The sequence below is a fragment of the Microcoleus sp. bin48.metabat.b7b8b9.023 genome, from assembly GCF_013299185.1.
In the GTDB taxonomy this organism is placed as follows: Bacteria; Cyanobacteriota; Cyanobacteriia; order Cyanobacteriales; family Microcoleaceae; genus Microcoleus.
On record NZ_JAAFKG010000006.1, the window covers coordinates 1 to 25542 of the forward strand.

Consider the following 25542-nt stretch of genomic DNA (forward strand, 5'->3'; position numbering starts at 1 on the left):
CGCAAGACTCTTTGTTATTCTAAATGTGAGGAAATGCTCAAGCATTCTATTAAATTATTAATACATTACTTGAAGTTTGACGATATTCCCATTCCTGGAGCATTCATACCTTGATTCAGCAACGCCGATTAATGTTCAGTTGACAGTTGACAGTTGACAGTTGACAACGACCTCTACCTAGAAGTCCGAGGATTGGATTCATGAATCGTCTGATTTTAATTTGTCCCGGGAGCATCTCAGTTTTGCATTTATTATAGTGCGAGCGTCCTCGCTCGCGTATTGTATAATACGCGAGCGAGGACAGCACTCAAAGGAAAAATACTTTTTACAAAAATGAGATGCTCCCTTTCTCCCGGGCTTGGGGCTTTCAACCAATTCTTTTTGGTAATTGCTCAACCCCCTTGACAAGAAGACGAGAAAGACATTTGGGATTTATGAATTTGCTCGGTAATGCGATCGATGCTTTAGAAGAATCTAATTTTTGTAAAACATATAGCAATCCTCTCATCAGTCTTAAGTAAACTGTATTGATATATAAAGAGCGCTGAAGCGCAACAACGTACCTAATCTGGTACGTTGTTGCGCTTCAGCGCTCTTTCTTATATATAAAGCAATACAGTTCACTCATATACTGCTAGTCGTGAAACTCCTCTGAAAAATAGATACAGTTTGCTTCGTTCTTCTCGAAGGACTATCTTAAGTAAACAATATTGCTTTATAATGAGGAGTTTAGTCTTGTGATTTTTATAATGACTTTCCGTCCGAAAACCTCTATAGGTAAAGTGAATATTGCACTTTACATATAGAGGTTTTGCGTAAATTCTATCAATAATTAAACCGATGATTAGTGGGGTAACTTGCTGAGTCCGTACCAGGTTTTAGCACCGACAATTCCATCTTGCGGTATATTCTTGCTGATTTGGAACTGGCGCACTGCGACATCTGTCATCGTGCCAAAATATCCATCAATCCCACCGAAATAGTATCCATTGATTTTCAAGACATTTTGAACAATTTTCACAGCATTACCAGAACTGCCATTCATCAAGATGGGCATATTCACAGGTGCACCAGAGTATAGTGCTTGCCAAGTTATAGAACCGACCATCCCATCTTCAGTTAAAAAGACGCGGTGTTGATAGCCTTTGACTGCTTTTTGAACTAGGACGCCGAAGATACCGTCCATCGCGCCAGAATAATATCCCCAATGATAGAGAAGCTGTTGTAGTTCCTTGACAGCTTGACCTGTGGAACCTATTTGTAAAGTAGGTTTGTTCAGTCCGGCGGTTGCAGCAACTGCAACATTTGATTGAGGAGTAGCATCGGCGACGATAGCTACAGTTTCATTATTCGTGGTTCTTTCTTCGGTGTACATAATGTGATTCCTTTGAAGATTTAAGTTGTGGTCTTTGATATTTCAGGTATAACTGGTGAGATTTGTGGCTGCACAGTCACTTTTTTGAGTGTCACTCATTTGAGTTAGCTAAGTGTATTTGTAGTGAGGAATATAAGTGCTCAGATTTTTATGAGGACTGAAGTCCTCACTACAAACCAACTGGTAAGGTGTTTGTGGGAACCCAATGCAACTTAGTGAGGTAACTTGCTGAGAGCGTGCCAAGTTTTATAGCCGACAATTCCATCTTGTGCTAAACCCTTGCTGAGTTGGAAATGGCGCACTGCTACATCAGTCATTGGACCAAAAAATCCGTCAATAAAGCCGAAATAGTATCCATTCAATTTCAGGACATTTTGAACAATTTTCACAGCATTACCAGAACTGCCATTCATCAGGGTCGGCATATTCACAGGTGCACCAGAGTATAGTGCTTGCCAAGTTATAGAACCGACAATCCCATCTTCGATTAAGAAGACGCGGTGTTGATAGCCTTTGACTGCTTTTTGAACTTGGACGCCGAAGATACCGTCAATCGGGCCGAAATAATATCCCCAATGAGCTAGGAGAGTTTCTAGTTCTTTGACAGCTTGACCTGTGGAACCGATTTGTAAAGTGGGTTTGTTGAGTCCTGTTGTTAGACCAACTGCAAAATTTGATTGAGCTGTAGTATCGGCGGCGATCGCCATAGTTTCATTGTTCATGCTTTTTTCTTCGGTGTGCATAATGTGTTCCTTTCAATATTTAAGTTGTGGTCTTTGATATTTCAGGTATAACTGGTGCGATTGATGGCTTCACAGTCACTTTTTCGAGTGTCACTCATTTGAGTGTCACTCAAGCGAGTGACGAACCAAATTAAGAGGTTTGATCGTTCGGACTTCAGTCCTTATCAAAATCCGAGGACTGAAGTCCGAACGATCAAACCAAATCAAGAGGTTTGATCGTTCGGACTTCAGTCCTTATCAAAATCCGAGGACTGAAGTCCTTACGATCGCACTAATGGGCGAGCATTACAGCGAATGGGACGATCGCCCTTACTGTAATTCTCGCAAGGTAGGAATTAAATACTGTGTCAAAGTAAAGGCATCTACACCTAATTCTGTCCGTTCTTTGGCTGCGGCGATTCCGGCTCTAGCGTGCCACCACGCTGCTGTTACTGCCACTTCTTGGGGGGGGGATTTACGGGCGATCGCACTTGCTAACAATCCCCCTAACAAGCCGGTGAGAACGTCGCCGCTGCCGCCTCTGGCGAGGGCTGGGGTGCTTTCGGGATTGAGATAGGTAAGGGTACGTGAAGCGTAGCTATCCCCTAGGGAATCGCCGTCATCCTCCTTCCAACTTATGCAAACTCTGGCTCCTTTGAGCAATACTGTTGCACCGCAAAGCTCTGCCGCTGCTTGAGTTGCGGCAATTCGATCGCCACTAAGGCCGGCTAATTCGGGAAACAAACGCTTAAATTCGCCCGGGTGAGGGGTGATTATTGTCAGCGATCGGCGTTCCGACAAAATGGGAACTGTGCCGAGTTGAGCGAGGATATTTAAACCGTCGGCATCTAAAACCAGAGGTCGATCGCACTCCAGTACAGATTCTACAGCGATCGCCGCTTCCAATGTCAGACCTGGCCCTGTGGCGATCGCATCGTAGGAGTTCAAATCAATTGCTACCGGCAACTCCTTAATGCCACCGCTTGGGGTTTCGGGACATCCTATAACTAATGCCTCTGGTAAATGACTGCTCAACATCGGTTTAATCGACTGAGGGACGGCAATTGACAGCATTCCGACTCCGCTGGCTCTTGCTCCCAATGCGGCTAAAATTGCGGCTCCGCTGTAACGGCCCGAACCTGCAATAATTAGTAAGTGACCGTTGGTGTATTTGTGCGAAATTGGCGATCGGGGCAATGGCAAATGCTGAATTGCCGATGCTTTAGTAATGCGTTGTACTGCTGGAACATCGCCCAATACTGCTGCAATATCTGCAACGGGAATATCAAAATCAATTAATTCAGAATTGCCGATATATTCTAATGCTTGGTCTTGCAGAAATGCCCGTTTCCACAGCCCCAAACATAATGTATGTTTTGCCCGGATTGCAGTACCCAAAACTGCGCCAGTATCCGTATGAATTCCCGACGGAATATCTATACTAAAAATCGGGATGTTTAAATTATTTATTTCATCAATCGCGGCGGCTGTCGGGTTAGTGATTTCTCGTTCCAACCCAAAACCAAATAAACCATCTACGAGAAAGTCGCAGTTTTTCAGCGGCTCGATTTTATCAACAAATGGAATATCTAAATGACGCGCATAATCAGCGTGACTTTTGGTAAGTTCTTTGAGTTTAGAAAACGGGCAGTAAATAACTACTGGGAATCCTTTAAAGTGCAATTCGCGTGCCACAACCAAAGCATCGCCGCCGTTATGTCCCGGCCCAACCAACACCCCAATAGCTGGGAATTGAGAATTAACAAATTTTTCCTCTTCTTCCCTCTGACTTCTTCCCTCTGACTTCAACAGCACCTGAATGCGTCTAGCAATCAGGTGCGCGACTTTTTCCATTAAAGCTGCTACAGGCATTCCAGCAGCAAAAATTCTGGTTTCTATTTGCCGCATTTGGTCGGCAGTGACAACAAATTTTTGAACAGTCATAATTAGTGATAAAATTTCAGCTAACAGCAGCAGTACCAGCTTGAACAGTTCGCGATCGCAATTCTGACAATACTTAAAAGAGTTTTTAGGTACGTTGTTGCGCTCTTTGCGCCAGATTTAGCGCTAAAGCGCAACAACGTACCTTTTTTAATGTACCAGTTGCGTCCGGGACGGTTGTAGTATTTTTGTGGTATAATTAATTAGATCGATCGAACTTGCGTAACAGTAAAACAGTAGAATAGCAATTTATTTCCGAACCGTCAGTAACTCAGCCTTAAAGGGACTGAGCTTGTAAGAGAAATCTCTCGCGAGCTGTACTGACCAGCCTAAGTCTTAACTGACTACGTTATTTGAGTCACGACACCGGAGAATGCGACGCCAGTTTTCCGCTCTGTCGCTAGTGGTTAAACAGTCTTAAAGTCACTGAGACAGTGCTGCTAGCCTAAAAAGCTTTTATAACATTGGCGAGGCGAACATTACTCTCGCAAGAGAGATCGAGGCAACTATACCTCACCGGAGGGGCAACCATACCCCTCCAACCCCGCAAGGGGATTCAAGGCGGTTGAAACCGCTCTTGGAGTTTCCCACGAGCGGGAGTCAACGCCACGCTCGTTTCCCATTTACCGAACTTTTTTATGAACAAGATTGTCGTAGGCCTCTCCGGCGGGGTCGATAGTTCCGCAGCAGCCGCAATTTTACACCATCAGGGCTATGAAGTGGTGGGTTTAACGCTGTGGTTGATGAAAGGCAAAGGTCAATGCTGCTCTGAGGGAATGGTTGATGCCGCTAAAATTTGCGAAGATTTGGGCGTTCCCCACCACATTGTTGACAGCCGCGAAGTCTTTCAGGCAAGTATTGTCGATTTTTTGGTGAACGGTTACAGTGCAGGAGTTACACCTCTGCCCTGTTCGCAGTGCAATAAAACTGTGAAGTTCGGGCCGATGCTCAAGTACGCTCGCGAAGAGTTGGGTATTGAAAAGATTGCTACCGGGCACTACGCTCGCATTACCTATGATACTGCTACCGATCGCTATCAGTTGCTGCGGGCGATCGACCCTGCGAAAGATCAGTCTTATTTCTTGTACGATTTAACACAGGATTTGCTAGCAGGTACGGAGTTTCCTTTGGGGGAAATCACCAAGACTGAAACTCGCAGAATTGCAGCAGAATTTGGCTTGACAACCGCTGATAAGCCGGAAAGTCAGGATTTGTGTTTGGTGGAAAGTAACGGTTCGATGCGGGCTTTTCTCGACAAGTACATTGCGCCGCAAAAGGGTGACATTGTAGACAAGTCTGGCCGCGTACTCGGACAGCACGACGGCGTGCACCACTACACTATCGGCCAGCGGAAGGGCCTGGGGATTGCCGCACCGGAACCGCTGTATGTGATTGAACTTGATGCTGGTGCTAATCGGGTAATTGTGGGCGATCGCCAGTTGGCGGTAGAATCTGACTGTAATGTCCAGAAAGTAAATTGGGTTTCTGTCGCTCCACCGATCGCTCCGATTCGGGCTTCCGTGCAGATTCGCTATCGATCGCAACCCGTCCCCGCTACAATTATTCCCGTAGAATCATCCGAAGCAGACGAAAAAGCCAGCGGTACAAGAGTCAAGATCATTTTTGACGAACCGCAGTTGAGCATTACCCCCGGACAAGCCGCAGTTTGGTATGACGGAGATGTGCTCTTAGGTGGCGGGATTATTGAAAGAAAAAAACTCCCAAATTGATGTTAGGGGCTGGCTCCCGTCCCCACCCCACAAGAAATCTACCACCATATAAATGTACTCTTTCTCTTTGTGGAACAGGCCGGAAAGCCTGTTCCAAGAGGGAGAATCTCAGTTTTGCAAAAAGCATTTTTTACAGTGCGAGCTTAAGAGCTCGCTATCAGTTGCAAGACTCGCGAGCGGGGACGCTCGCACTACAAATTCAAAACTGAGATGCTCCCGTTCCAAGAAACCTCCCACCAGAAAATTCACTCTTTGTGGAACAGGCATCTTGCCTGTTCCACAATTAAAATTATTGTTCATTTCACAGAGTGAAATTCTCTTAACTAACTTTCTTTTCCAAACGCAACACATTCCCCCTAGCATTGGTGCGGTAAACCCAAGTTTGGCGGCCGTCAGAAACCACAACCCGCCAACCTTCAACAATCATTTGGCCGCAAATTTCATCAGATTTCGCGAGTCCCAAACAAGTATTCGGCCAACTTTGCCGGCTCGATTCAGTGACTTTCAACTTGTCAGCAGCAATCCCAGTCAATTGCGACAACTCTTGGCGAACTGCGGCTGCGACGGTTGCGGGCAATTGGTTCGGAGGATTTTGGCGCGCACCCTCAGCCAAATTGCCCGGTTCGGAAATTAGACTATTTAGTACCAATCCCGAATAGCTGATTTTTTTTTGATCCCCGACAGCGGGAAATTGCTGCGCTGTTTGCTCATCTTGGTTTTCCACCTGAACGAGGGACTGTTTGATGGCGCCCGCGTTAGCCGCAGCGGTGTGGATTAGCGCCGGATATATTTCCCATGCCAGAATTCCCGTCAGCACCAAAGCCAAGATTAAAGGATTAGGCTGCTTTTCACCTCGGTTTTGATTGTTTTGAGAGTTATTTTCGGAGATTGGTTTCATAGTACGCTCTCTGCCTCACTTTACACTCTTGCGCGATCGCTCCGGAGCACTCAAATGCAGATACTGATATAGACACTGCTGCTGGTGCTGTTTGTTCCTTGGTGCAGAACCGACTTAACAGAGTCGTGCGGCACAAGTATCTTATACTCCCTGCTGCCACTTCTGTTTCAGGAAACTTGCACTACCAGTTATTACTTAATTTTTACTTTTAGTATAGTATTGAGCAAAATTTATCGCTAGGTAAATCTGCTGAAAAAAAATTGATTTTGGCGGAACATCTCAGTATAAATGACTATTCATCGTGCCCAAACTTCTGAAGGTTTTGTAGACAAGGGGAGGCGAACTGAGCCAGTGAGAGCCAAGGGATGCCGTACAATCTGCAGCAACAGGACGGGAACGCATGATAAATTAAGCAAGCTATCGCTGATTAATTGGAGGATTTAGGTTTTCAAGAGCGATCGTCCCCGAAAATAACTTAGTAGCGATCGCTACTTTTTTAGTAACATCTTGTTGAAATATATCAATTATGAACAGAAAATCCCTAGGAATCCATTTAATGAATCGGATCAGCTATCCTCAAAAATTCATCTTGATCGGTTTTCTATTTGCGATGCCGTTAGTCTTGATGATGTACCTGCTGATTTCCGAAATTAACACCAGAGTTGATTTTGCCCAAAAAGAAATCTACGGCAATCAATACCTGCGTCCGCTGCGCCAGTTGAGGGAATACATACCGAAATTTCACCTGTTAAATTATCAGGGTTTAAATCCAAATTTAAGCCAGCACGAGTCCTGGGATAATTTTGAAGCTAAGATAGACGCGGACTTTCAATCCCTGGCAAATACAGACCGCCAGTTAGGAATAGTTTTAGTTTCCCGCGAGCAATTTAATGCCATTTATCAAAATTGGCAAAAATTTAAACTTCATCGCAGCCAGTGGAGTTTAGAAACTTACGATGTTGTATATCAAAAAATAGCATCTGATATTAATAAATTGAGCGCTCGCGTCGGCGATACTTCCAATCTCATATTAGACCCAGATTTAGATACCTATTATTTGATGGATGCAACTTTGTTGAAAATTCCAGAAATGCAAAAATTATTGTCAGAAATTAGGCTATTTTCTCAAAAAAGTAGCCTGCGTTCCGATGCCACACCTGAGGAAAGAGCGAAATTGGTTACTTTTGCGGGCAAATTGAGAGAACTCAATCAGGATTTAGCAATCAATATGGAGGTAGGATTTAGCAACAATCCTCACGGGAATCTGCGACCGAAATTAAGCCAAGATTTGATAAATTTTAACTCAGTAGTAGAGCAACTAACTGCCCAACTAGATAAACTAATTTATCCCACAGCCGCAGTCGAATATTATACCTATCTCGATGGCAGCGACCGAGTTCTGAATTCGAGTTTTGAACTGTGGGACAAAAGTGTCAATGAATTAGACTTTATCCTGCAAAAACGTATAGATGCTTTAGTTGCTAGAAAACACTTAATTTATGTTTTTATTCTAATTATTTTAACAATAGTTGTTTATTTGTTTGTGTCTTTTTACCTAGCAGTCATGCAAACTGTATTTGTGCTTGAGGAAGCGTCAAAAAATATGGCAAGTGGCAATATTGACCACAAAATTATTTTGGATAACAAAGATGAACTCGGGCAAGTTGTGGGTGCATTTAACAAGATTGCCGAGGCTTTGGTTGGTGCGAATCAAGAAATTACTGTTCTTAACGATCGCCTAAAATCCGAAAATATGCGGATGAGTGCCGAACTAGATGTCACTCGCAAAATTCAGCAGATGCTGCTGCCGAAAGACCGAGAATTGAAGGAAGTTATTGGCTTAGATATTGCAGGATTTATGGAACCTGCTGATGAAGTAGGCGGCGACTATTACGATGTACTCCAGCACGAAGGTAAAGTAAAAATTGGTATTGGCGACGTGACGGGACACGGATTGGAGAGCGGTGTTTTAATGATTATGCTTCAAACAGCAGTGCGAACTTTGCTCACCTACAACGAAGCCGATCCGGTAAGATTTTTAACCGCTATTAACACTGTAATTTACGATAATATGCAGCGGATGAAATGCGATAAGAACGCTAGCCTTGCTTTGCTAGACTATCACGAGGGAATGCTGAAGTTGAGCGGCCAGCACGAGGAAATGATTGTAGTGCGGTGTAACGGTTCGGTCGAGCGGTTTGATACAATCGATTTGGGTTTCCCGATCGGGCTGGATGAAGATATTGCTGATTTTGTGGCTCAAACCCTTGTCCAGTTGCATTCAGGAGATGTGGTAGTGCTGTACACTGATGGGATTACGGAGGCTAAAAATATGAATAAAGTGCTTTATGGTTTAGATAGGTTAATTAAGGTAATACAGATTAATTGGCAGCGAACGGCTACAGAGATCAGGCACGCTGTAATTGACGACGTGCGATCGCACATCGGCGAACAAAAAGTTTTTGATGACATCACATTGCTGATTCTTAAACAAAAATAAGTAATGGGGAATGGGGAATGGGGAATGGGGAATGGGGCATTGGCCAAACAGGGCATTGGGAAGAAGGCCAAACAGGGCATTGGGCATTGGGCATTGGGCATTGGTAGCAAATAACAATTAACAATTAACAAATAACAAGAGTCAACAAATAACAAGAGTCAACAAATAACAAATAACGATTAACAAATAACGATTAACAAATAACAAATAACAAATAACAAATAACGATTAACAAATAACAACAGTCAACAGTCAACAGTCAACAGTCAACAGTCAACAGTCAACAGTCAACAGTCAACAGTCAACCATCAACAGTCAACAGTCAACAGTCAACAGTCAACCAACAACTAACATGATTCAGACTTTCGGGGATTTCATCGAGCCTACTCCCAGCCACGAATATTTAATAATTGGATTTTCCCCGAGTTCGATCCCCCTCAAGCAGCGGTGGCGGAACAACGGTTTGTCGGCGGATTTTCTGGCTGACTACTTGACGACTTTTTTCCCTGGAAACGAGGATGAACCCTCGACAATTGACAGACAAGCTGAAATTAAAAGTGCTGTTAGCTACATTGCTAATGAGTTATTAGAGAATGCGATGAAGTTTAATGATGAGACATCGGAACACCCGATCAACATTAAACTGCAATTAAAGAGCGACGGACTGATTTTCTCAGTTGCTAACAGCATCTCTCCGCAAGATGTAGGGAAGTTTCAGGCTTACATTCAGCAGTTGCTGGAGTCGGATCCGAGCGAGCTGTACATTGAGCAGTTGGAAAAAAATGCTGCTGACGAAACTTCTACTAATTCAGGATTGGGCCTGCTAACCATGCTCAGCGATTATACCACCCAAATAGGTTGGAAGTTCCAGACGGTGCAAAAAGACCCGGAAGTAATTACGGTGACAACTATGGTGCAATTAAGAGTATAAGTATCGCTGGCGATCGATAATATCTAAGGGACTTTTTTTGCGGCAATGGAAATTAAAACAGAAGATTACGGGATCTGTTACGATCCATCAACGGCAACCGTGAGTTTTATAGGATCTCTAAGGTTGAGCGGGCCCCTAGAGTACGCGCCGATAGTGCAGTTACTGGAGGAGGTAGCCGATTTGGCACCGGCAAAAATTACCCTCAATTTGCAACAGTTAGAATTTTTGAACAGTTCAGGCATAAATATGCTGTCGAAGTTTATTATCGCAGTACGCAAAAAAGCTCGGGTGCAAATGGCGGTACAAGGTTCTCAATGTATAGCTTGGCAAGGTAAATCTGTGAAGAATTTCCAGCGCCTAATGCCGAGTTTGCAGTTTGAATTACTATAGACATATGATGACTTTTAGGGTATGGACTGTTGAGGAAGTTTCTGTTAGTCGAGGCGCAAATTCTCGGGTTATGCTGGAAGAACAACCATCTAGAGAACAGCTACTTTTAGAGATAGAAAGATTGCGCCAGCAAGTGGAAGACTTGAAGGAGGAAAAAGCGGATCTGGAAATCTTGCTGGAAAATACTGCGGAACATTCGGATACGGTTGAATCAGAGTTGCGCTATCGGGCATTGCAGGCAGTGCGGGAAGGCGAACTCAAGCTAGCTCAATTTCTGGAAGCGATTCCCGTAGGCGTGGCCGTGCTCGATGCTCAAGGTAAACCTTACTACGTCAATCGTGCCGGACAGCAGTTACTCGGCCAAGGGGTGTTGCCGTTAAATGCTGTTGATGATTTGTCAAAAAGTTATAAATTTTATATCGCGGGAACTGATATTATTTACCCTGCCGATAATTTGCCGATTGTCCGAGCGCTGAAGGGAGAAAGTTCGACGGCTGACGATTTGGAAATTCATCAATCCGACAATAAAATCCCCCTTGAGACTTGGGGGACGCCAATTTTTGACTGTGGCAAAGTTGCTTTTGCGATCGCAGTTTTTCAAGATGTCACGGAACGCAAACAAGCTGAAGCCGACCGCCAAACATTTATTAAGGAATTATTTGAAGTCAATAAAAGCTTAGAAAAATCTCTGGATGCTGAATCGGAATTAACTGATGCCTACGGGCGATTTGTGCCACATCAATTTCTAAATTTGTTGGGATATGAAAGTATTATTAATGTCAGTTTAGGCGATCAAGTGCAGCAGGAAATGTCGGTGCTGTTTGCGGACATCCGCGATTTCACGACGCTTTCCGAAACTATGACGCCTCAAGAAAATTTTAATTTTATAAATGCTTACCTGTCGCGCATGGAGCCTGCTATTACTAGCAATCACGGGTTTATTGACAAATATATCGGCGATGCGATTATGGCTTTGTTTAGCGACTGTGCAGATGATGCAGTGAAAGCTGGTATTGCGATGCTAAATATCCTGAACGATTACAACAGATACCGTTTAAGTGTGGGCTACATCCCGATTAAAATTGGGATTGGGATCAATTCTGGTTCTTTGATGCTGGGGACAGTTGGTGGCAAAAGCAGAATGGATAGCACGGTGATTAGTGATGCTGTTAATTTGGCGTCTCGGATTGAAGGGTTGACGAAAGATTATGGCGTTCCTCTGTTAATTTCTCAGCAGACATTGGAACGGTTGCGAAATCCGGCTGATTATAATATTCGGATTGTGGATAAAGTACAGGTAAAAGGAAAATTACAATATGTCACAATATATGAGGTCTTCGATGCCGATCCGCCGGAAATTCTCTCGGCTAAGCTAGCAAATTTGGCGGTATATACTGAAGCGATGTTACTTTGCGATCGCCATGAGTACCGATTGGCAGGAAAATTGTTTGAAGAGTGTTTGCGGGCAAATCCGAGCGATCGGGTAGCTCGCATTTACCTGAAACGCTGTCGGGATTGGCGATCGCTCCTCAGGGAATTTTAGTCAGTTGGCAGGAAAGCAGTTGACAGTTGACAGTTGACAGTTGACAGCAGTCAGTGGGAGCATCTCAGTTTTGATGTTTTGATTTTATAGTGCGAGCGTCCCCGCTCGCTATCTATAATCGCGAGCGGGGACGCTCGCACTGTAAAGCAATTGCTTTTTTGCATTCATTGAGATGCTTCCGCAGTCAGTTTTAGAGGTTTCGCGACATTCCACCTACCAATAGACCGGGTTTCTTATTTAAAAGTGCGTAAGTCCTGATAATATAATTACTAATTTGGAGTGTCAATAAAAGACGATGGAAATCAACAAGCGGCAGTCGAGAATATCTATAAAACCTTCAGTGATTAAAGTTATAGCTCTGTTCTGCCTCTGCTGCTTGTTAACTGCAAGCTGCGGACAGAGTGCCAGTCGATCGCCCAATTCGCCCAATTCGCCCAACAACGATCGCGTGACAATTGGCACAACCTTGAAATTGCGGACGATCGACCCCGCCGACGCTTACGAAACCATCTCAGGACAACTGCTGCGAAATTTGGGCGATACTCTCTACACCTACGAGTCGGGAACCACAAAGTTAATTCCCCACTTGGCTACAGCAATGCCAAAAGTGAGCCAAGACGGATTGACATATACAATTCCCTTGCGTCAAGGCGTGATTTTTCATGACGACACACCCTTTAACGCCACAGCAATGGAATTTTCCTTGCAGCGATTTATCAAAAATGGCGGTCGTCCGGCTTTCTTGTTGGGCGATGCAGTAGAATCGGTGAAAGCGACGGGCGAATACGAATTAACTTTTCAACTCAAAAAGCCTTTTGCTGCTTTTCCTTCCCTGCTGACATTTGCCGGTCTTTGTCCGATTTCTCCGAAAGCTTATGAGATTGGGGACGGTAAATTTAAACCCGATACTTTTGTGGGAACTGGACGCTACAAACTGGCGAAGTACGGTAGCGATTCTCTGAAGTTTGACGCCTTTGATAAGTATTGGGGAGAAAAACCCGTTAATAAAGGTATTGACATTTTGCTGCTTTCGAGTTCTTCAAATTTGTTCAATACTTTTAGGACTGGTGCGATCGATGTAGCTTATTTATCCCTGGATGCGGATCAAGTTCGCAGCTTGGACGAGGGAGCAAAAAAAGGGAAATGGCAGGAAATCGTGGGGGAGAGCAGTACAGTTAGTTATATGACGCTGAATCTCAATTCTAAACCGCTGGATAAGTTAGAGGTGAGACAGGCGATCGCAGCGGCGATGGATCGGCCGCTTATTAACGATCGCGTCCTCCGAGGACAAGCCCAGCCTCTGTACAGCCTGATTCCCACAACCTTCGACGTTACCAAACCAGTGTTTAAAGAGATGTACGGCGACGCCAACATGACAAAAGCCAAGGAATTGTTAACAAAAGCGGGATATTCGGCCACCAATCCGTTTATTTTTCAAATTTGGCATCCTAGTGGTTCCACAAAACGAGGTTTAGTGGCGAGTACGATTAAAGCTTTAGCCAAACTCAAAATGGACGGGATCATGCAGGTGGAAATTAATAGCGTTGAATCTCCGACTTTGTTTCAGAATATCGAGAAGGGGATTTATCCTGCGGTGTTAGTGGATTGGTACGCTGACTTTTTCGACGCTGACAATTACATTCAGCCGTTTTTGGATTGTGCGACGGGTTCGGCGGCCCGCGGGTGCGAGAAGGGTGCGAGTCAGGGGCAGGGTTCGTTTTATTATAGCGATCGGGTAAATCAACTGATCGACAAGCAGCGAAAAGAAGCAAACCCTCAAACCCGCAAAGCTTTGTTTGCCGAAATTCAGGACATACTAGGTCAAGATGTACCTTTCATCCCTCTATGGCAGGATAAGGACTATACTTTTGCTCAGAACAGCATCACGGGTGTCCGTCTCGAACCGACGCAATCTTTTCCCTTTTGGTTCCTGAAAAAGCAATAATTGTTTACAATAATTGTTAGGAGTTTAAACGTCCATAATTCTATCATCTTTTGTGCACAACAGGGTGATGATTGTCACAGTTTATCGAAGAGACCGATCACCCCACTCTCTCTAAAAATGTTGGATATTATTAGTAGAGAGAGCTATCGCTGAGGGTGAGTATATGAAATTTGGAATTTTAACAACAACAGGGCTGCTAATTGCGATCGGTTTTGCTTCTGGAGTCAAAGCAGAAAACGTATCAGATGTCAAGCAACTATTAGAAACTAAAAATTGCAGCAAATGTGACTTGACAGGAGCGCAGCTTTCTGGTATAGATCTCAGCGGTGCAAATTTGAGCGGTGCAAATTTGAGCGGTGCAAATTTGAGGGGTACAAATTTGAACGAAGCCAAATTAAACGGAGTAAATCTGACACAAGCTAAATTGCAAAGTGCGAGCTTAATTGGGGCTAAAATGCACGGGGCAAATTTGGAGGGTGCTGATTTGACTCGGGCTAACCTGAGTTTGGCTGGTTTAGTAATTGCGAGTTTGAAAAATACCAACCTCACCAGTGCTAATTTGGTCGGGGCGAATTTAGAAAGTGCTAATTTGGCTGGGGCTAACCTGAGAAATGCCCGTCAGTCTGTCGCGAATCTAGGAAATATCAGCCTTCGGGGCGGTAGTTTGGCGGGAATCGATGTGCTGGGGGTTAACTTGCGGGATGCAAATTTGACCGGTGCAAATTTGACCGGTGCTAACTTGAACGGTTCGGATTTGACTGGCGCTAATTTACAGGATGCCAATATGGCAAATGTAGATTTGAAAAACGCTGCTTTGCCGTAGGACGATCGCCAATTGCTATATCAGACTATCGTGTTTAATAACCTTAATATAATCCTGTAGGGGCAATTTCTGAAATTGCCCCTATAATTTTAATTTCCTTCAATCAGTTGACAGTTTGTAGGGGCGGTGGATGGTGCGGGCCCGCCCTCTTCGTTGACAGTTGACAAAAGAAGGAACAGGATTGGAGTAACGAAGAGCCTGATTTTAATTTCTCCCGGGCTTGGGGCTTTAAACTAATTCTTTCTGGTAATTTTAATTTTCCGTTAAGTCTGAGATGAGAGAGGACTGAAGTCCTCACTACAAACCTGAGAGTTATTTAACTTGATTTGAGATCAATCTTCGTCAGCGGCATCTTGGGGAAAACGGATAATGTCATCATCTCCTAGATATTCGCCATTTTGGATTTCAATCATCACCAAGGGAATAACGCCGGGGTTTTCCACGCGGTGAGCGGTATTCATGGGAACGTAGGTTGACTGTTTCTGCATGAGAATGGTCTCTTTCTCATCGCAGATAACTTTAGCGGTACCGGAGACGACAACCCAGTGCTCGCTGCGGTGATAGTGCATTTGGGTGCGGATGTGGTGTCCCGGTTTGACTTCGATGCGATTGATCTTGTAGCGATCGCCCGCGTCTATGACTGTAACTTTACCCCAAAACCGGGTTTGCGTGCGATCGTCCGTTTTTTCGATTGTATCCACTGTTTCCACCATCCTGTTTATCTCGCTAATGGTATGTGTAAAAATATCTGTAGGTCAACTACCCAGCATCAAGCGGAGTACCGCACGAGATGTGGGCTTGTATCTGAGCTCCACCGCAATTCCGAGAATCTCTGAAGAATCTCAGCTTTAGTTTCACCGCCCGACACATTAGGGGATGCTGACAAGCTCCCCCTACTCGTCCAGTCTTGCCGGACAAGCAACGTTCTCATGGCAATATTTCGCGCACCCACCAAATCAGCATGAAGCTCATGTCCGCAGCATTCACAACGAAACAATAGCCCTTTTTTTGGTCTATTGCCTCCTGAAGTATGTCCGCACTTAGGACAACTTTGCGAAGTATAATGCGCTGGAACCTTAGTAGCTAAAGAGCCGTTCAGATTAGCCTTATAGTCAATATAGCCATGTAATTCGGCGAATGACCATAAGGCTTTATTTCTGTTAGCTTTTCGCTGTTTCTTGCTTGCCTTTGTGCCAGACTTAGACTTAGTTCTCTCCCGAATTCCGGTTAAGTTTTCTAGTCCAATCAAGCTCGACGGCTTGGCAATTTCTTTGCTGATTTGGTGGTTCACGTCAGCGATCAACCGTCTTTCTCTTCCCGACAAAGCAATCAATCTACGCTTGGCGGAACGAGTGTCTTTACGCTGAAGAGTTATTCGTGCTTTGTGATAGCGGTTGGCTTTGTGTCTGGCCTCTGAGCCTGAGTAGAATTCCGACTTATTTTGCAAGTCTGTTTCTACCGCAAGATAGCGCATCCCCACATCAACGCCAGAAACTCTAGTTATTTTCAGTGGGTCTATTTCAGGGGTTTCTACTTCAATACTCACCATTAAGTAGTAAGTCTTGGAAGAACGCTGATAAACAATCTTTGCAGCCCCAATTTTAGAACCGCTGGCAATCAATGCTAAATGCTTGTTGTAGCCATCATACGAAACTACTATTCTGCCAGCTAGGGTGATAATGCTTACCCGTTGCTCGGTCTTAAAAGAGTAGTCGCGCTGATAGTTTAAGGTACAAGTTCGAGAAACATACTTGGGAGCTTCATCAAGCCCTTTGTATCGTTTCTTGGTATAGCCCTTGGCAATAGCATCGTTAGATTGTTTAACCTTAGTCCAGAGGGTTTTGTAGGTTGCCGACACTTGTCTAGGCACATTGCAAGCCATTTGAGCGCCCAGCCCAAATCGAACCCGCAATTCGTTATAGACAGCCTTCTGCAACCTAAGACCGTTACTGGTCTTGCCCACATCAAAAGCGACTTGTGAAGTATAGTTCAAGGCGTCACGGTAGGCTAAAGCAGTCTGAGATACCACAGCTTTTTGCTCGGCATTCAGATTCAGCTTTAGTTTGGCGGTGATTACTTGGGGCATTATTTTTCACAACTCTCTTCACCATCGTATCTCGTGAAGACAGAGACAGCCAGTGGTACAGCAAAATAATTTGTACAGTGAGTCGACCGCCCCCTCACTTCCCGACAACTAAAGATGTCGGCTTGGTTCGGGGGTGGCTCTCTTCACTCACGAAAATTCACGGACGACGCTCCAGAATGGGTACAGATAGAGCGCGGGACTCATGAATGGTTTAGTTGAAAGTATATCAGGGACTGGGTAAGCCTGGGTAGGTGCGTTGCGTGCGATCGGCTTCTCCAAGTTTCGCTAAAGGCTCATTCCTGAGTTTTTCTCCCAGAATCCAGCTTTAAGAGATTAATTGCCATTCGCGAGCATCGACAAACTGAGACAAATGCCCCACATTTGTGGTAGCAATCACCACTTCATTCATACCATTTACTTCCAATATTGCTTGAGCCGCCAGAATCACATCTCCGTCAAGTGCATCGGGGTGTGCCGTTGGCTTTCCTCTCTTTCGTGCATCCGCCCACAACTGAGCCGCTAGAAGCATTACCTCCCTAGTCAAAGGACGGTAGGGAATTTGCGATTTAAGTTCATCAAGTCGTCTAATACCTGCCGCCTTACCTGCACGAATTAATTCGCGCCTCACTTCATAGTCAGCAATTTCAGGAAGCATTACAATGTAACCTTTTAGTGGCAAAGATTGCAGCCAGAGTTTACCATCTTGATATAAAGGAGAGGCGGCTTTGGGATTTGTAACAATTCCTAAAGGCCCAGAATCTAACAAAACTATTCTGCTCATCGACTATATATGCACCTGGTTTTCTTCTAGTGCTTTGCGAAGCACTTCAGCGGTTTCTGTTTGTTCCTGTTCATCTCCATCATCTACCCAAGACTGTAACAGCTTGCTCAGAGCTTCGTGCTGCTGTAAAAGATCGATAATTTCTGGTTTTTCGTTATCCTCATTTCCTTCCTTTCGCCCCGCTAGCAGCATTTTGCTCATAGCTTGATTTCTTGTGATATTTCTATCCTTCGACAGTTTAGTAAAATCTACGTTTTCAGGTGTCTGGGCGGGTTCCGGTAATCCGGGCTTAACTCTCACGGTTTCCAGAAATAACCTCATCATTTTAAGCAAATTCGGCCAATATTCTCTCGGAGTTTGCTGAATTACACTGAGAAACTCTACCATTTCATTGCCAATGCGAGTTTCTGGTGCTGAGGTTGCTGTCGCTGGACTTTCACCAATTAAAGCTTGTTCAGACATAATCACTTTTCTCCTTTGTCGTATTTAAATCAGCGGGTCGATCGATATTTTGGATGGGAATTAGAAATTGGCGATCGAAGTCGTCTCTACTTATATTGTAAACAATGGGAATTTCTTTAACCGCAGATGTCGGCGGATGAACACAGATGTACGCAGATAAAATTAATTCATCTGCGTACACCTGCGTTTATCTGCGGTTCAAAATAACCATCTCAGTCAGCTTCGACGATATAGCCTTTCTCGAAAAAATGAGGTATGATTGACAGCTTATATAACCCTTAAACCAAGAGGGCTCAAGCCCAACTACGTACCTTATCTTTCGCTCTATCCGCTATATTACTTGCTCAAAACACCCTCAGGAATCCCCAAAATATCCTCAATCCGAGGCATATCTTCCAAAGCAATCACTCGCCCTTCATCCTCAAAACCAGCTATCTGATCGAAATTCAAATATCGATACAAATCACCAGCAAAAGGATTGATTTTCTTCGCCACAATCTCGTGGTATTCTTCGACTGTGGGAATGCGACCCAACAGCGAACAAACTGCCGCCAATTCCGCAGAACCGAGATAAACCTGTGCATCTTTACCCATGCGGTTGTTAAAGTTGCGAGTCGAAGTTGAAAACACCGTGGTGGCATCTTTTACTCGTGCTTGATTGCCCATACAAAGACTGCATCCCGGCATTTCCGTGCGCGCTCCAGCGGCTCCAAAAATACTGTAATAACCTTCTTCTTTCAGTTGCTGTTCGTCCATGCGAGTGGGCGGACAAATCCACAGGCGAGTTTTCACTTCTCCTGAACCTTCCAATACCTTGGCAGTGGCGCGGTAGTGACCGATATTTGTCATGCAGGAACCGACAAATACTTCGTCTACCCGATCGCCCGCAACCTCACTCAACAGCTTCACATTATCCGGGTCATTCGGCGCAGCTACAATCGGTTCGGTAATCTCGTTGAGATCGATTTCGATAATTTCCACGTACTCGGCATCAGCATCCGCTTCTAGGAGCACCGGATTCGCCAGCCATTCCTCCATCTTCGCCACCCGGCGCATCATCGTCCGCGCATCTTGATAGCCCCGCGCCACCATGTTTTTCAGCAGCGCGACGTTAGAACGAATGTACTCAGAGACCGTCTCAGAACTCAATTTAATCGTGCATCCGGCGCAAGAACGCTCGGCCGAGGCATCGGTCAATTCAAAAGCCTGCTCGACCTTCAAATCGGGCAAACCTTCAATCTCCATAATCCGCCCAGAAAAGACGTTTTTCTTATTCTGTTTCGAGACTGTCAGCAAACCTTTTTGAATTGCTACGTAGGGAATTGCATTCACAACATCTCGCAGCGTTACTCCCGGTTGCAATTCACCTTTGAACCGGACTAGAACTGATTCTGGCATATCCAAAGGCATCACGCCCAAAGCAGCAGCAAAAGCAACTAATCCCGAACCCGCAGGGAAAGAAATTCCTAAAGGAAAACGAGTGTGAGAATCGCCGCCAGTTCCTACTGTATCCGGTAATAACATCCGGTTCAGCCAAGAGTGAATAATGCCGTCTCCGGGACGTAAAGCGATGCCGGCCCGCTGTGCCATGAAATCGGGCAATTCGTGGTGAGTTTTGACATCAACTGGTTTCGGATAGGCAGCGGTGTGACAAAAACTTTGAATTACCAAATCGGCGCTAAATCCCAAACAAGCCAGTTCTTTTAACTCGTCGCGAGTCATTGGGCCTGTGGTATCTTGGGAACCGACGGTGGTCATCACTGGTTCGCAAGATGTGCCGGGACGAACGCCGGACAAACCGCAAGCTTTCCCTACCATTTTTTGAGCTAAGGTGAAGCCTTTTCCGGTATCGGCGGGAATAGTTGGACGGGTAAAAATTGGGCTGATTTCTAGTCCTAAAGCTTCGCGAACTTTGTCGGTTAAGGTGCGTCCGATTAATAGGGGAATTCGACCGCCGGCGCGAACTTCGTCGAGAATTGTGTCTGGTTTGAGGGTGAAGGTGGAGATGATTTCTCCGGCTTCGTTGGTGATTTCGCCTTTGTAGGGATGGATGGTGATTACCATGCCGGTTTCCATTTTGGCGACATCGCATTCGATCGGCAATGCGCCGGAATCTTCAGCGGTATTGAAGAAAATCGGGGCGATCGCACTTCCCAGAATATATCCGCCGTTGCGCTTGTTTGGTACAAACGGAATATCGTTACCAATGTGCCACAACACAGAGTTAATCGCCGATTTCCGCGAGGAACCGGTGCCGACAACATCGCCAACGTAGGCTACAGGATGGCCTTTTTCCTTTAATTTGGCGATCGTTTCTAAGGCCCCTGGCATCTTGCTTTCCAGCATCGCCAAAGCGTGCAGGGGAATGTCCGGCCGCGTGGTAGCCTGAGGTGCGGGAGACAAGTCATCGGTATTGGTTTCTCCTGGCACTTTGAAGACTGTAACAGTAATGGCTTGGGCTAGTTCGGGGCGGCCGGTAAACCACTCGGCATCAGCCCAAGAATCGACTACCTGCTTGGCGTAGGGATTAGTATCCGACAGGGCGAGAATGTCGTGGAAGGCGTCGAATACTAACAGCGTTTTGCTCAAAGCCCGGGCTGCGGTGGCGGGGATAGCGATTTCGGCAGTAGGATTGAGCAAATCGATTAAAGATTGGACGTTGTAACCGCCCATCATTGTCCCCAGCAGGTAAACTGCCCATTTGGGAGCAATTAGGGGGCTGTGGATTTCACCTTTGGCGATGCCGGTTAAAAAACCAGCTTTGACGTAGGCGGCGCTGTCTACGCCTGGAGGTACGCGATCGCGCAATAATTCGATTAAGGCTTCTTCTTCTCCCGGTGGCGGATTTTTCAGCAATTCGCAGAGTTCCGACGTTTGCTGGGCGTCTAGCGGCAGCGGTGGAATTCCCAATGCGGCTCTTTCGGCAGCGTGAAGGCGGTAAGATTCAAGCATTTTCTCTCTCTCTTCGGATAGTTTTGGGTAGTTGTTAGCAGATGACCGGGCGGTTGAAACCGCTCCTATACAAACAAAACCCGCCTCCGCGGGTTGAAAAACCAGGGTGGATTAAAATTACATTATCCTCTTGTGTCCCTCTGAGCTGGGACATCGTTTGACAAGACGGGGTTTCAACCGTAAGTCCGATCTTATCTGAACCCTATTGAGCCATACATGAAAATTTAACGCAAGTTCAGAAACTGTACATTTTCCTACCACAGACAGATGCGAGCTCCGCCGGCAGTCTACCTAAAACTCGATCCGAGCAGTTTTGGACTGCTGAGTTGCATTGTTTTGGTTAAGATGAATGTGGTACGAGGTACTGTCGATCGTCCTCTACGTCTAAAAATCGCCTGAAATCGTCACTAACCACAATTTGACAAAAATTGTCCGCAGAAATGGATCAATTAAAAAATGGAAAGTTTTATCCCTGAAAACGGTGAAGACTGTCAGGGCTGTGCCGCCAAGCCAGACTTGTACGAAGAATTGCAAGAAACCAAAGAATTGCTGCTGACGATCGCCAATTCGATGCCGATGCCCATGATCGTTAGCAGTCTACCTGACGGCACAATTCTTTATAGCAACGATTTATGCCGTCAGGCTTTCGGTCTGAGAGCATTTGTGTCGATCGACCGCCAGCCAGCCTCCATCCTCTACAACAATCCCGCAGAACGCCAGCAACTACTGGAGGATCTCGCTCGCAATGGATACGTCCGCGAGACAGAAGTCCGCCTCAAAAAAGCTGACGGTACCCTGTTTTGGGCCACTGTATCCATGCGGTATTTGACATTACTGTCAGAAAAAACGGTACTGTCGGTGTTTTGCGACATTACCGAGCGCAAGCTAGCCACCGCCAAAGAGCAGGAATTGCTCGCGTCAATCCACTTGCGGGCCCGCCAGCAAGCGGCCGTCGCTTACTTGGGGCAGCAGGCTCTGGTAGAAACAGATTTGTCCGCACTGATGGAAAAAGCTGCGGTATTAATTGCCCAAACCCTAGATGTTGAGTATTGCCAGTTTCTGGAACTGTTGCCTTCTGGCCATGCTTTTCTGTTGCGAGCGGGGATTGGCTGGCAGCCCGGACTTGTCGGTAACGCTACTGTTACCGCTTCTAGTCGATCGCAAGCAGGTTACACATTGCTAGTTGGTGAACCGATAATCGTCGCAGATTTGCGAGTAGAAACCCGCTTTAGCGAGTCGCCACTGCTGCACAACCACCAGGCTGTCAGCGGCGTCACTGCGATCGTTCCCGGAAATCGGGGACAGGCGAAAAAGAACTGGGGACAAGCAGAACCTGGGAAGACTGCTGAGTCGGCTGTCTGGGGCATTTTGGGGGTGCACAGCAAGCAAGAGCGGGTTTTTAACCAGGATGACGTTTATTTTGTAGAAGCGATCGCCAATCTGTTAGCTGCGGCGATCGATCGCATTCGATCGCAAGAGCGCTTGCAAATGATGGAACGGGCGATCGAGAGTACCAGCAACGGCATTGCGATCGCCGACGCCACAGTTGCAGATAATCCAATTATTTATATCAATCCCAGTTTTGAGCGGATCACCGGTTATAGCAGAGAGGAATTAATTGGTCAAAATTGCCGATTTTTACAGGGAAAAAACACCAATTGCCCTGCCGCAAAAGAGCTGCAAACTGCCATTCAAGAAGGGAAAGAATGCCAAGTTATCTTGCCTAATTTTCGGAAAGATGGAACACCTTTTTGGAACGAACTTTCTATTGCTCCCGTATACAACTCTCGGCGACACTTAACTCACTTTATTGCAGTTCAAACCGATGTAACCGACCGCCAGCGCTCGGAAGAAGAATTATTTTTAAAGTCTCAAGATTTAGCGACATTCAGTGCCAACCTCAAACACTTGCACCGGATTACAACTTATCACTATCAAAACTTTCAAGAACTGGTTGATGATTATCTGACAGCAGGCTGTTTAATTTTTGGACTCTCTATTGGTATTATTGCTCAAGTTGAAGGTCAATCTTTTCTGATTCGCTCCGTCAAAAGCAACATCAAATATTTTAACAAAGGATTAAAATTAAATCTTAGCGATACTTACTGTGCAGCAGTAATCAAATCCCAAAAAACCATGGCGTGTTCTCACATCAAAGAAATACTGAAAACGGGCGACTATCAAGTTTATCAAGATTTGAGCATAGAATCATACATTGGCACACCGATATTTATCAACGATAAAATTTATGGTACTTTGAGCTTTTGTTCGCAAAAAGCCCGACATGAAAATTTTGAATCGCAGGCCAGAGAAATCATAGAACTGATGGCTCAAAGCATCGGTAAATTTCTGGCACTTCACAGAATGGAAGTCGAACGCCAGCGAGCCGAACAAGAGCGCTGCGAGCTGATAGTATCTCTCCAAGAAAGTGAAGAACGCTATCGCCGTTTAGTAGAACTATCTCCCGAAGCGATCGCCGTTCACAGTCAAGGAAAAATCGCCTACATCAATGCCGCCGGCGCTAAACTCCTCGGCGCCAGCTCTCCGGCAGAGCTCATCGGCTTTCCGGTATTGAATATGGTTCATCCAAACTATGTCGAAAAAGCCAGAGAACGGATGAGACAAGTCGAGGAAGAAAATCAGCCGATCGAGCTTGCCGAAGAAAAATTGATCCGGCTTGACGGACAAATCATAGACGTTGAAGTTGCCGGCATCCCCGCTATTTATCAAGGCTCAGCCGCCGCCCAAATTATTATCAGAGATGTCACCGAGCGCAAGCGAGTAGAACAGCAACTACTGCACGGCGCCTTTCACGATTCGCTGACGGGTTTACCTAACCGCCTTTTGTTCATCGACAGGCTAGGACAAGCGATCCGCCGTTCCAAACATTCCCCAGATTACAAATTTGCCGTTTTGTTCCTAGATTTAGACCGCTTCAAAATAGTTAATGATTCTTTAGGACACATTCTTGGGGATAAACTGCTAATTGCCCTAGGGCAGCGACTTCAGGATTGCGTGCGCGTTTCCGATACAGTCGCCCGGTTGGGGGGAGACGAATTTACCATTCTGCTAGACCGCATTCAGAGCTTCAGCGACGCCACCCTAGCAGCTAACAGGATACAAACAGAACTGAAGATTCCGTTTAACCTCGAAGGGCATGAAGTATTTACCACCGCTAGCATTGGGATTGTTTTCAGTCGAGGTGAGTTAGGAATAGTAGAAAGTGACGAGTTGAACGGCCAGCAGAGTGCTTTATACAGCCATCCCGAAGAATTCCTGCGCGATGCTGATATTGCTATGTACCGTGCTAAAGCTTTGGGTAAAGCCCGCCACGAGGTGTTTAATTTGGCGATGCACGACCAAACTATCTCCCTCTTGCAGTTAGAAACAGACCTGCGGTTAGCTATTTTTGGTAAGGAGGAATTAGGGAAAAGTAAGGATGAATGTTCGCACTTTATTGTGCACTACCAACCAATTTTTTCCCTCGCCAGCGGTGCGATCGAAGGTTTTGAGGCTTTGGTGCGCTGGCAGCACCCGATTCGGGGTCTAGTGCCGCCGTCTACTTTTATTCCTGTAGCTGAAGAAACAGGCTTGATCGTGCCTCTGGGAGCCTGGGTGCTGCGCGAAGCTTGCCGACAATTGCGCGTTTGGCAAGAAATGTTGATGGAAGAAGGAAGTTCGGCAGCGGATTTTGTAGCGGATGTAACGGATGTAACGGATTTAACTAATACAAGGAAGCAGGAAGTTCGGCAATGCCCGATGCCCGATGCCCTGTTTGGCCGATGCCCGATGCCCGATGCCCAATGCCCAATGCCCAATGCCCAATGCCCAATTCCCAATTCCGAGTTATCAATTGTCGATCCTTCAAAATTAACAATGAGTGTCAATATTTCTCCTAAGCAGTTAGGAATGGCGAATTTAATCGAACATATAGATGAAATATTGGCAGAAACTGGCTGCGCTCCGAATTGTTTAAAATTGGAAATCACTGAAAGCGCGATCGTAGAAAATGTGGCTAAAGCTAATATTGTACTTGCCCAATTAAAAGGTAGAAATATTCGATTGTCGATCGACGATTTTGGTACGGGCTATTCGTCTTTGAGTTACTTGCACCGCTTTCCGCTGGATACGCTGAAGATCGATCGATCTTTTGTGAGTCGCTTGGGGGCGCTCGAAAACGGCAACGGTGGGGGTCAGCCTTTGCAGATTGTGCGGGCGATCGTAACTTTGGCTCACAATTTGGGATTAAATGCGATCGCCGAAGGTGTGGAGACAGCCGAACAGTTAGCCCAGCTTCGGGCACTCGACTGCGAATTAGCTCAGGGATATTTGTTTTCTAAACCTTTGGACAGCGGCGCAGTGACAGAAATGCTGATAAATTTGGGCAATATGAAGTCGGGTTAACATCTGTTTCAAGAAATCTGTCTATTTCTACCTAAATTTACTCATTTACCCAGAATTTG

The 25542-nt window shown here is 45.6% G+C and carries 18 protein-coding genes; 8 read left to right on the forward strand and 10 right to left on the reverse strand.

Features of this window, described 5'->3' with window-relative positions; translation table 11 throughout:
• Positions 1-844: 844 nt before the first annotated feature.
• The 3 genes from QZW82_RS05350 to QZW82_RS05360 form a co-directional block, all read right to left on the reverse strand.
• On the reverse strand, positions 845-1375 hold the full coding sequence (locus QZW82_RS05350; RefSeq protein WP_293145708.1) for a peptidoglycan-binding protein: 531 nt from the start codon (positions 1373-1375) through the stop codon (positions 845-847).
• A 212-nt stretch (positions 1376-1587) separates the two neighbouring features.
• Complete coding sequence (locus QZW82_RS05355) at positions 1588-2097, reverse strand: peptidoglycan-binding protein (RefSeq protein ID WP_366664971.1); 510 nt, start codon at positions 2095-2097, stop codon at positions 1588-1590.
• A 330-nt stretch (positions 2098-2427) separates the two neighbouring features.
• Positions 2428-4041: an NAD(P)H-hydrate dehydratase gene (locus tag QZW82_RS05360; protein ID WP_293145713.1), complete on the reverse strand. Its 1614-nt coding sequence runs from the start codon at positions 4039-4041 to the stop codon at positions 2428-2430.
• A gap of 635 nt (positions 4042-4676) precedes the next feature.
• On the opposite strand from QZW82_RS05360, the gene mnmA reads away from it, so the two are divergent.
• A complete protein-coding gene (gene mnmA, locus QZW82_RS05365) occupies positions 4677-5768 on the forward strand; it encodes a tRNA 2-thiouridine(34) synthase MnmA (protein WP_293145716.1) in 1092 nt (363 codons plus the stop codon).
• A gap of 319 nt (positions 5769-6087) precedes the next feature.
• On the opposite strand, the gene QZW82_RS05370 is transcribed toward mnmA, so the two are convergent.
• Positions 6088-6666 carry a hypothetical protein gene (locus tag QZW82_RS05370; protein ID WP_293145719.1) on the reverse strand — a complete coding sequence of 193 codons (579 nt, stop codon included), beginning with the start codon at positions 6664-6666 and terminating at the stop codon, positions 6088-6090.
• Between the two features lie 556 nt (positions 6667-7222).
• On the opposite strand from QZW82_RS05370, the gene QZW82_RS05375 reads away from it, so the two are divergent.
• From QZW82_RS05375 to QZW82_RS05400, 6 genes are all read left to right on the forward strand, one after another.
• Positions 7223-9166, forward strand: a complete 1944-nt coding sequence (locus tag QZW82_RS05375; protein WP_293145722.1) for a PP2C family protein-serine/threonine phosphatase — start codon at positions 7223-7225, stop codon at positions 9164-9166.
• A 352-nt stretch (positions 9167-9518) separates the two neighbouring features.
• Positions 9519-10097: a DUF6272 family protein gene (locus QZW82_RS05380; protein ID WP_293145724.1), complete on the forward strand. Its 579-nt coding sequence runs from the start codon at positions 9519-9521 to the stop codon at positions 10095-10097.
• A 45-nt stretch (positions 10098-10142) separates the two neighbouring features.
• Positions 10143-10487, forward strand: coding sequence for a hypothetical protein (locus QZW82_RS05385; protein WP_293145726.1), 345 nt, complete (start codon positions 10143-10145; stop codon positions 10485-10487).
• Positions 10488-10557: 70 nt separating this feature from the next.
• Positions 10558-12030 carry an adenylate/guanylate cyclase domain-containing protein gene (locus tag QZW82_RS05390; RefSeq protein WP_293145729.1) on the forward strand — a complete coding sequence of 491 codons (1473 nt, stop codon included), beginning with the start codon at positions 10558-10560 and terminating at the stop codon, positions 12028-12030.
• Between the two features lie 295 nt (positions 12031-12325).
• Positions 12326-13975 carry an ABC transporter substrate-binding protein gene (locus tag QZW82_RS05395; RefSeq protein ID WP_293145732.1) on the forward strand — a complete coding sequence of 550 codons (1650 nt, stop codon included), beginning with the start codon at positions 12326-12328 and terminating at the stop codon, positions 13973-13975.
• A gap of 163 nt (positions 13976-14138) precedes the next feature.
• Complete coding sequence (locus QZW82_RS05400) at positions 14139-14798, forward strand: pentapeptide repeat-containing protein (RefSeq protein WP_293145735.1); 660 nt, start codon at positions 14139-14141, stop codon at positions 14796-14798.
• Positions 14799-15130: 332 nt separating this feature from the next.
• On the opposite strand, the gene QZW82_RS05405 is transcribed toward QZW82_RS05400, so the two are convergent.
• From QZW82_RS05405 to acnB, 6 genes are all read right to left on the reverse strand, one after another.
• Positions 15131-15520, reverse strand: coding sequence for a cupin domain-containing protein (locus tag QZW82_RS05405; RefSeq protein ID WP_293146115.1), 390 nt, complete (start codon positions 15518-15520; stop codon positions 15131-15133).
• 47 nt (positions 15521-15567) lie between these two features.
• Entirely contained in the window at positions 15568-16884 is a 1317-nt protein-coding gene (locus QZW82_RS05410; RefSeq protein ID WP_293145738.1) for a transposase, read from the reverse strand.
• Positions 16885-17209: 325 nt separating this feature from the next.
• Complete coding sequence (locus QZW82_RS05415) at positions 17210-17665, reverse strand: nucleic acid-binding protein (protein WP_293145741.1); 456 nt, start codon at positions 17663-17665, stop codon at positions 17210-17212.
• A gap of 3 nt (positions 17666-17668) precedes the next feature.
• Positions 17669-18127, reverse strand: a complete 459-nt coding sequence (locus QZW82_RS05420) for a hypothetical protein (RefSeq protein ID WP_293145744.1) — start codon at positions 18125-18127, stop codon at positions 17669-17671.
• Positions 18120-18308, reverse strand: a complete 189-nt coding sequence (locus QZW82_RS05425) for a hypothetical protein (RefSeq protein WP_293145747.1) — start codon at positions 18306-18308, stop codon at positions 18120-18122. Before QZW82_RS05425 ends, QZW82_RS05420 begins: the two co-directional genes overlap by 8 nt.
• Before the next feature lie 155 nt (positions 18309-18463).
• Positions 18464-21079, reverse strand: coding sequence for a bifunctional aconitate hydratase 2/2-methylisocitrate dehydratase (gene acnB, locus QZW82_RS05430; protein ID WP_293145750.1), 2616 nt, complete (start codon positions 21077-21079; stop codon positions 18464-18466).
• Between the two features lie 456 nt (positions 21080-21535).
• Between acnB and QZW82_RS05435 the strand changes: the two genes are divergently transcribed.
• Positions 21536-25483, forward strand: coding sequence for an EAL domain-containing protein (locus QZW82_RS05435; protein WP_293145753.1), 3948 nt, complete (start codon positions 21536-21538; stop codon positions 25481-25483).
• The last annotated feature ends 59 nt before the right edge of the window (positions 25484-25542 follow it).

Coding starts and splice junctions, on each gene's coding strand:
- QZW82_RS05350 (WP_293145708.1), bottom strand. CDS start 1,375: ATGTACACCGAAGAAAGAACCACGAATAATGAAACTGTAGCTATCGTC.
- QZW82_RS05355 (WP_366664971.1), bottom strand. CDS start 2,097: ATGAACAATGAAACTATGGCGATCGCCGCCGATACTACAGCTCAATCA.
- QZW82_RS05360 (WP_293145713.1), bottom strand. CDS start 4,041: ATGACTGTTCAAAAATTTGTTGTCACTGCCGACCAAATGCGGCAAATA.
- mnmA (WP_293145716.1), top strand. CDS start 4,677: ATGAACAAGATTGTCGTAGGCCTCTCCGGCGGGGTCGATAGTTCCGCA.
- QZW82_RS05370 (WP_293145719.1), bottom strand. CDS start 6,666: ATGAAACCAATCTCCGAAAATAACTCTCAAAACAATCAAAACCGAGGT.
- QZW82_RS05375 (WP_293145722.1), top strand. CDS start 7,223: ATGAATCGGATCAGCTATCCTCAAAAATTCATCTTGATCGGTTTTCTA.
- QZW82_RS05380 (WP_293145724.1), top strand. CDS start 9,519: ATGATTCAGACTTTCGGGGATTTCATCGAGCCTACTCCCAGCCACGAA.
- QZW82_RS05385 (WP_293145726.1), top strand. CDS start 10,143: ATGGAAATTAAAACAGAAGATTACGGGATCTGTTACGATCCATCAACG.
- QZW82_RS05390 (WP_293145729.1), top strand. CDS start 10,558: ATGCTGGAAGAACAACCATCTAGAGAACAGCTACTTTTAGAGATAGAA.
- QZW82_RS05395 (WP_293145732.1), top strand. CDS start 12,326: ATGGAAATCAACAAGCGGCAGTCGAGAATATCTATAAAACCTTCAGTG.
- QZW82_RS05400 (WP_293145735.1), top strand. CDS start 14,139: ATGAAATTTGGAATTTTAACAACAACAGGGCTGCTAATTGCGATCGGT.
- QZW82_RS05410 (WP_293145738.1), bottom strand. CDS start 16,884: ATGCCCCAAGTAATCACCGCCAAACTAAAGCTGAATCTGAATGCCGAG.
- QZW82_RS05415 (WP_293145741.1), bottom strand. CDS start 17,665: ATGAGCAGAATAGTTTTGTTAGATTCTGGGCCTTTAGGAATTGTTACA.
- QZW82_RS05420 (WP_293145744.1), bottom strand. CDS start 18,127: ATGTCTGAACAAGCTTTAATTGGTGAAAGTCCAGCGACAGCAACCTCA.
- acnB (WP_293145750.1), bottom strand. CDS start 21,079: ATGCTTGAATCTTACCGCCTTCACGCTGCCGAAAGAGCCGCATTGGGA.
- QZW82_RS05435 (WP_293145753.1), top strand. CDS start 21,536: ATGGAAAGTTTTATCCCTGAAAACGGTGAAGACTGTCAGGGCTGTGCC.